Origin of the sequence: Nocardia sp. NPDC059177 (assembly GCF_042755165.1) — a bacterium.
In the GTDB taxonomy this organism is placed as follows: Bacteria; Actinomycetota; Actinomycetes; order Mycobacteriales; family Mycobacteriaceae; genus Nocardia.
Window position 1 is genome coordinate 279,331 of record NZ_JBHZBX010000004.1, and the last position, 6,683, is coordinate 286,013.

5 protein-coding genes are annotated in these 6,683 nt (G+C 70.3%); 4 read left to right on the forward strand and 1 reads right to left on the reverse strand.

Annotated elements, in window-relative coordinates; all coding sequences use genetic code 11:
- The first annotated feature begins 20 nt into the window (after nucleotides 1-20).
- Nucleotides 21-1,565, forward strand: coding sequence for a serine/threonine-protein kinase (locus tag ACFXK0_RS07760; RefSeq protein WP_379409120.1), 1,545 nt, complete (start codon nucleotides 21-23; stop codon nucleotides 1,563-1,565).
- Nucleotides 1,541-2,755, forward strand: coding sequence for a hypothetical protein (locus ACFXK0_RS07765; RefSeq protein WP_379409121.1), 1,215 nt, complete (start codon nucleotides 1,541-1,543; stop codon nucleotides 2,753-2,755). Before ACFXK0_RS07760 ends, ACFXK0_RS07765 begins: the two co-directional genes overlap by 25 nt.
- Nucleotide 2,756: 1 nt before the next feature.
- Here the strand turns inward: ACFXK0_RS07765 and ACFXK0_RS07770 are convergent, their stop codons facing one another.
- Nucleotides 2,757-3,248, reverse strand: coding sequence for a glutathione peroxidase (locus tag ACFXK0_RS07770; RefSeq protein ID WP_379409123.1), 492 nt, complete (start codon nucleotides 3,246-3,248; stop codon nucleotides 2,757-2,759).
- Nucleotides 3,249-3,382: 134 nt separating this feature from the next.
- Between ACFXK0_RS07770 and ACFXK0_RS07775 the strand changes: the two genes are divergently transcribed.
- Together ACFXK0_RS07775 and ACFXK0_RS07780 are read left to right on the forward strand one after the other, a co-directional pair.
- Nucleotides 3,383-4,873 (forward strand): FAD-dependent oxidoreductase, encoded by a 1,491-nt coding sequence (locus tag ACFXK0_RS07775; protein WP_379409124.1) that lies wholly within the window; start codon nucleotides 3,383-3,385, stop codon nucleotides 4,871-4,873.
- Between the two features lie 124 nt (nucleotides 4,874-4,997).
- Nucleotides 4,998-6,587 (forward strand): GMC family oxidoreductase, encoded by a 1,590-nt coding sequence (locus ACFXK0_RS07780; protein WP_379409125.1) that lies wholly within the window; start codon nucleotides 4,998-5,000, stop codon nucleotides 6,585-6,587.
- The last annotated feature ends 96 nt before the right edge of the window (nucleotides 6,588-6,683 follow it).

Sequence of the window (6,683 nt, forward strand, 5' to 3'; positions counted from 1 at the left end):
TCCTGAGTTACCGTAACTGCATGCACGAGCTCCCGGCCGGTGCCGTCTTCGCCGGTTTCCGTATCGAGCGGGTGCTCGGGTCCGGGGGGATGGGTAGCGTCTACGCGGCCAGGCATCCGCGATTGCCGCGCCTGGTCGCGCTCAAACTGCTGCATTCCTCCTATGCCGCCGACCCGGTGTTCCGGGGCCGGTTCGAGCGGGAGGCCGAGCTGGCGGGGCGGCTCGATCATCCGAATATCGTGGCGATCCACGATCGGGGCAGCGCCGAAGGCCGGTTGTGGATCGCCATGCAGTATGTGGCGGGCAGCGATGCCGAAACAGTGGTGCGGGCGGGGGCGCTCGGGGTCGAGCAGGCCATGCATATCGCGCGGTCGACGGCGGACGCGCTCGATCACGCGCACGCGGCCGGGCTGCTGCACCGGGATGTGAAACCGGCCAATATCCTCCTGCGGGAGCAGGCGCCAGGGGTGCAGGTCCAGCAGGTGCTGCTCACCGACTTCGGGATCGCGAAGGCGATCGACGAGGCGAGCGCGTTGACGCAGACCGGGTCGCTGGTGGCGACCTTGCGCTATGCCGCGCCCGAGCAACTCGACGGCAGGCCGCTCGGGCCGCGTTCGGATCAGTATTCGCTCGCGTGCACATTGTTCCATCTGCTCGCGGGGCAGCCGCCCTACACCGCGACCAGTGCGGGGGCGCTGATCGGGGCGCATCTGATGCAGCCGGTGCCGCGGATCACCGGGCTGCGGCCGGAGCTGCCGCCCGCCATGGACGCGGTGTTCGCGCGGGCGCTGGCCAAGGAACCCGGGCAGCGGTTCGCGAGCTGCGCGGAAATGGTCGCGGCGGCCACCACGGCGCTCACCACCGGTGTCGGACCCACTGTGCCGTTCACCCAGCAGGCCGCCGGGCAAGTCGGTCGTCTGGGCGGTGGGGCAGGTGGCGTCACCGACGGCGGTGGATCCTCGGTCGGTCCGGTCGTCCCCCGGCCGGGTCCGGGGAGGGCACCGATCGGGTGGATTGCGGCCGCACTCGCCGTGGCCGTCGTGCTCGCCGTCGCCGGGACGATCGCGCTGACCCGCGACAACGATCCCGAAATCACCACCACCACCACCACCACGACCACCGCACCCCCGACGACCACCACCGTCGACGCCTGGGCCGCCGCCCGGCCCACCATCGCGCTGTTCCCCGACCTGCTGCCCTCCGGACCGGACAGCGAAGGGTATCGCGGACTCCGCTGCTCCTTCGCCACCAAGAACCCGGAAGCCGTGTGGGACAACGGTTTCAACTGCACCGACCGCGAGCACCTCGAACTGCAGGTGCTCGCCCATCCCGACACCGACACGGTCGAGAAGTTCGTGGCGACGCTGCCGTCCGGCACCACCCAGGAGCTGCGGTCCCGTTACGGCAGACCGCTGACCGTCCGGAGTTTCAACGGCTCGACCGGGCCGTGGCTGCTCGTGCAGTTCGATGCCGCGCCGTATTCCACCGTGCTGCTCCAGGTGTACTGGAAGGGCCACACCCATCAGGAGATGATCGACGAATGGCTGACCAGCGCACCCCTGTGACCGCGCGCCTCGCCCTGGGCGCGCTCGCGGTCCTGCTCGCCGGATGCTCCACGGTGGCCGGCACCGCGACACCCGGTGAGATCGATGTGCGGACACTGGACGTGGGCAGTTACAACACGGTGCCCGCCGATCTCGAGGCCGGCCGCAAGCCCACCGACGGTGCGATCCTGGAAGGACTGCGGATGGCGGGCGCGGTGGTGTTCCCGCACGAGGTGGAGCCCGACCTCACCCACAACTGGGGTACCGATGTGCTCGACACGCCACGCCGCACCGCCGATGTCTCGGCCATCTCGAATGTGAATCTGCCGGTGCTGGAACGGCATCGGATGATCACCGGCTTCGATATCGCCGAGGGCAATCGGGCCTTCGACGAGAAGACCCCGGCGATCGAGACCGACGCGCGCGTCAGCCGCGTGGTGCTGTTGCGATTCCCCGGTGCCGCCGCGGCCGCGGCTGCCGCGCGCGAGCTGGAATCCACCGATTTCGCGGTCAGCCCGGACAACCAGCCGGTGCCGATCCCCGGATACGCCGGCGCCCACGCGCATTGGCGGCCCGGGGTGAAGACGATCAGCGTGCTGTTCGCGCACGGCGAGATCGTGGTCAGCCTGTTCCTGCAGCACCCGACCCCGGACATCGATGCGCTCGCCGGCCGGGCCGCGGCGCTGCTGGACGCCCAGGTGCCGCTGCTGGAGAAGTTCACCCCGACCGCACCGGAGCGGATCGCCGAACTCCCCCGCGATCCCGACGACATGCTGCGGCGCGCGTTGATTCCGGGCCCGGCCAATCAGCAGATCGCCATCTCCTCGCGGGAGTTCGCGAGCTGGTCCGGGCGCGCGAGCCTGCACTACCGGCCCGCCGAGCCCGAGCTCGCGGCCGCGTGGGATCGCGGCGGGGTGGACAGCGTCGCGAATTCCTATACCACCACGCTGTTCCGGTTCCGCGACGCGGCCGCCGCCACCGATTTCGGTGACACCTGGCAGCGCACGCTGAGCACGACGGTGCACCCGGTGACCGCGCCCGAGCAGCTGCCCGGCGCGCACTGCGCGGAGCGGCGCGCGGGCAGCTCACCGGCACTGACCAGGTGCTATGTCAGCTACCGCAACTACGGCGCGTTCGTCAGCGGGCCGGAACCGGCCGGTGTCCGCAGGCAGGCCGCGGCGCAGTACGCGCTGCTGGCGAACGCGGCCTGACTCAGAGCTGGGCTTCGATCGCCTGCACGACCTCGCCGGCCTCCGGGGTGACGGTCGGGCGGAAACGCCCGGCCACGGTGCCGTCGCGGCCGATCAGGAACTTCTCGAAGTTCCACTGGATGTCGCCCGCGGAGCCGTCGGCGGCCGGGGTCTCGACCAGCGCGGTGTAGAGGGGGTGGCGATCCGCGCCGTTGACGTCGATCTTGGCCAGCAGCGGGAAGTCCACGCCGTAGGTGACCGAGCAGAACTCCTGGATCTCCTCGGCGGTGCCCGGCTCCTGGCCCATGAACTGGTTGCACGGCACGCCGATCACGGTGAAACCGCGCTCACCGTAGGTCTTCTGCAGCTCGACCAGGCCGGTGTACTGCGGGGTCAGGCCACACTTGGAGGCCACGTTGACCAGCAGAACCGCCCGCTCGCCCGCCACCTCGCCCAGCGTGGTGTCCGCACCGGACAGGGTCTGCACGGCAATGTCTCGAATATTCGCGCTCACCGGCGCCACCGTACCGGAGCGGGGACGGCCCGCCCAGTGTCCCGCTCGGCGGGATTTCTGAAACACGTTCTTGTTTTGTCGGCGGGGAGGCGGCACCATTTCGGGGTACACACCCGAGCACCGGAGGATCACTCGTGACCGAAACCCCACCCCGGATCGATACCGTCCGCCCGTTGCGCGCGGACACCGTCACGCACTGGGACTTCGAGGCCGACGTCGTGGTCGCCGGGTTCGGCATCGCCGGGGTCTGCGCGGCCATCGAAGCCGCGCGGGCGGGCGCGCAGGTGCTGATCCTCGAGCGCACCGGCGGGTGGGGCGGCGCGGCGGCACTGGCGGGCGGGTTCGTCTACCTGGGCGGCGGCACGCCGTTGCAGCGAGCGCTCGGCTTCGACGACACACCCGAGAACATGGCCACCTTCCTCACCGCGGCCCTGGGTCCCTGTGTGGACACCGACAAAATCCAGGACTACTGCGCGGGCAGCGTCGAACACTACAACTGGCTGGTCGAGTGCGGGGTGCCGTTCAAGGAGTCGTTCTGGGGCGAGCCCGGCTGGGAGCCGCCGCACGACGAGGGTCTGATGTATTCCGGTGGCGAGAACGCCGCGCCGTTCCTCGATATCGCCGAACCCGCGCCGCGCGGGCACGTGCCGGAGCTGGCAGGTAAGAAGATCGGTGAGCGCAGCGGCGGCTACATGCTGATGAAGCCACTGGCCGACACCGTGGCCGAGCTGGCCATCCCGGTCGAGTACGACACCCGCATCCGCAGGTTGATCGTCGACGAGGACGATCGCGTGGTCGGCGTGCTGGCCACCCACTTCGGCAAGCCGGTCACCGTGCGCGCCGAGCGCGGCGTCGTGCTGGCCACCGGCAGCTTCGCCTACGACACCGAGATGGTCGACCGCTACACGCCGAAGCTGAGCGGGCGCCCCGGCGCGGCGATCGAGGAACACGACGGCATCGGAATCCGGCTGGCCCAGGCACTGGGCGCCGAGCTCGCGCACATGGACGCCAGTGAGGTCGCCATCTTCGGTGATCCGCAGATGATGGCGCGCGGCATCCTGGTCAACGGGCGCGGCCAGCGCTATGTCCCCGAAGACACCTATCCGGGCCGGATCGGCCAGGCGACGCTGCTGCAACAGGAGAACCAGGCCTTCCTGATCCTCGACGAGAAATCCCTGGAGGAAGCGCTCGCCACCGAGAGCTCCACGCCCTTCTTCCGGTTCCAGCCCAAGTGGGTCGCCGAGGACGTCGCCGAACTCGAGGCCGAGATGGGCCTGCCCGAGCAGGCACTGCAGACCACCGTCGAGACCTACAACCGGCACGCCGAGAACGGCAGCGACCCGCTGCTGGGCAAGAAGTCCCAGTGGGTGCGGCCGATCTCGGGCTCGCTGGCCGGCTTCGACCTGCGCGGGCTGACCGCCGGATTCACCCTCGGCGGGCTGCGCACCGACCTGGACTCGCGGGTGCTGCACGTCAGCGGCGAGCCGATCGCCGGGCTGTACGCGGCGGGACGGTGCACCTCGGGGCTGTGCGCGGGCGGGTACGTCAGCGGGGCGTCGCTGGGTGACGGCAGCTTCTACGGCAGGCGCGCGGGCCGGGCCGCCGCGGCCGCGGGCACCGACTGAGACGCGGGCCACCCACCGGACGGGCACTGTCAGTACGCTGCTTGCAGTGCCACGGGCGGACGAGTCCGGCTGTGGCGCATCCGTGTTGGCTACGACAGATGCAATGCAGGATCGGAGTGGGACAGTGCAAGCAGGTGGGACGTCCGCGGATTACGTGATCGTCGGCTCCGGATCAGCGGGGGCGGTGCTCGCGAATCGGCTCAGCGCCGACCCGGACACCACGGTCGTGCTGTTGGAGGCCGGTCCGGCCGACGACGACAAGTTCGCCCATATTCCGGCGGCGTTCTCGAAACTGTTCCGTTCCGAGCGTGATTGGGACTACCTGACCGAGCCGCAGCCCGAGCTCGGCGACCGGCAGATCTACTGGCCGCGCGGCAAGACTTTCGGCGGATCGTCGTCGATGAACGCGATGATGTGGGTGCGTGGTTTCCGCGCCGACTACGAGGAATGGGGCGAGCTCGCCGACGAGCAGTGGAACTGGGCCGCCGCCGTCGAGCGGTTCCGCGCGATCGAGAAGGTCCAGGACGCGCAGTTCCCCGACGAGGGCACCCAGGGTCCGCTGCACGTGCAGCGCCAGCGCAGCCCGCGCGCGTCCACGCACGCGTTCCTCGAGGCGGTGCGCCAGGCCGGTCACGAGCTCGAATCGGCCAACCGCCCCGCACCGGAGGGTTTCAGCCAGACGATGGTGACCCAGCGCGACGGCAGGCGCTGGAGCACCGCCGACGCCTACCTGCGCCCGGCGATGAAGCGGCCGAACCTGACCGTGCACGCCGAGGCACTGGCCACCAAGGTGCTCTTCGAGGGCACCAGGGCGACCGGCGTGGAGTACCTGAAGGACGGGCAGACCCACACCGTCACCGCGGCGCGCGAGGTGATCCTGTGCGGTGGCGCGGTGAACAGCCCGCAGCTGCTGCAGCTCTCGGGCATCGGCGACCGCGACGAGCTCGCCGAGCACGGCATCGAGCTCGTCGCGCACTCCCCCGAGGTCGGCGCGAACCTGCAGGACCATCTGATCGCCGCGCTGGGCTACAGCGTCGAGTCCGATTCGCTGTTCACCGCGGAGAAGCCGCTCGAGCTGCTCAACTACCTGATCCGCCACCGCGGCATGCTGACCTCCAATGTCGGTGAGGCCTACGGCTTCGTGCGCAGCGAACCCGAGCTCGACCATCCCGATCTGGAACTGATCTACGCGCCGGCGCCGTTCTATCACGAGGGTCTGGTCGAGGCGACCGAGCACGGGGTGGTGCTCGGCGCGATCCTGCTGCGCCCGCGCAGCCGCGGCAAGATCAGCCTGGCCTCGCCCGATCCGACGGCCAAGCCGACGATCGATCCGCGCTACCTGTCCGACGCCGACGGCGCCGACCGCGAAGCGCTGCGCAAGGGTCTGCGGGTGTGCGCCGGTTTCGTCGAGCAGCCCGCGCTCGAGAGCGCGCTGGGTCCGCTGATCTACCCGCCGCAGGCGCCCGCGGACCTCGACGAGACGATCTCGCTGACCATCGAGAAGTTCTCGCACACCCTGTACCACCCGGTCGGTACCTGCCGGATGGGCACCGACGAGGCCAGCGTGGTCACCCCCGAGCTGAAGGTGCGCGGGGTGGAGGGTCTGCGCGTCGCCGACGCCTCGGTGATGCCGTTGATCATCCGCGGCCACACCAACGCCCCGGCGATCTTCATCGGTGAGCAGGCGGCGGCCTTCATCCTGGCCGGTTCCTGACCCGGCGTGGGGGGGGGGGGGGGGCGGGCGGCGGGGGGGCGGCGCAGGCCGCTGGCGGAGTTGCGGGCGGCCCAGGACGGGATGGTGCCGTCCTCG

Excerpts from the sequence above, each read along its gene's own strand:
- ACFXK0_RS07760 (WP_379409120.1), top strand. The coding sequence starts at position 21 with ATGCACGAGCTCCCGGCCGGTGCCGTCTTCGCCGGTTTCCGTATCGAG.
- ACFXK0_RS07765 (WP_379409121.1), top strand. The coding sequence starts at position 1,541 with ATGGCTGACCAGCGCACCCCTGTGACCGCGCGCCTCGCCCTGGGCGCG.